The organism is Microbacterium sp. K41 (genome assembly GCF_004794395.1).
Lineage (GTDB): Bacteria > Actinomycetota > Actinomycetes > Actinomycetales > Microbacteriaceae > Microbacterium > Microbacterium sufflavum.
In genome coordinates this window covers 1-591 of the sequence record NZ_SSDO01000480.1, presented here as the reverse complement: position 1 = coordinate 591, position 591 = coordinate 1, and the positions used below count along the sequence as shown (strand labels likewise).

General features: G+C 75.6%; 1 protein-coding gene. It reads right to left on the bottom strand.

Annotation, left to right across the window (positions count from 1 at the left end):
• Nucleotides 1–245: 245 nt before the first annotated feature.
• A partial coding sequence (locus tag DW309_RS15970; protein ID WP_240753264.1) for an ATP-binding protein occupies nucleotides 246–591 on the bottom strand: 346 nt, incomplete at its 5' end.

Below are 591 nucleotides of genomic sequence, written 5' to 3'. Positions count from 1 at the left end.
GGGCTGTGCGGCGGCGGGCGCGGTCGGCTCGACCGGAACGGTGGGGGCGTCGGCGGCGGGGGTCGCGTCGGGCTGCGCGGGGGCCGGGCTCTGCGCGGCGGCGGGCTGCTCTGGGGTGCCGGGCTGCTCCGGGGTGGGGTTCTCGGGGGTGGGGTTCTTGTCGTCCATGTCCCGATGGTCTCGCGGGGGCGCTGAAGCCACCCTGAAGCGTCCTGAAGCGCTCTTCAGGAATGCCGTGCGGCGTCTCAGTCCGCCGAGGGCAGGGTCACGACGAACCGCGCCCCGCCCCATCGCGAGTCGTCCACCGTGACGGTGCCGTGCGCCGCGGTCGCGATGCTGCGGGCGATCGCCAGGCCCAGACCGCTGCCGCCCGCATCACGGCTGCGCGCCTCGTCGAGTCGCACGAACCGCTCGAAGATCCGCTCCCGCTCGGCCGCCGGCACGCCCGACCCGTCGTCCTCCACGGTCAGGAACACGTGCTGCTGCACCGTGGTGACCCCGATCGCCAGACGACCGCGGGCGTGGCGGGCGGCGTTGTCGGCGAGGTTGCGCACGAGCTGCGCGAGCAGCCGGGGGTCGCCCGACACCCGG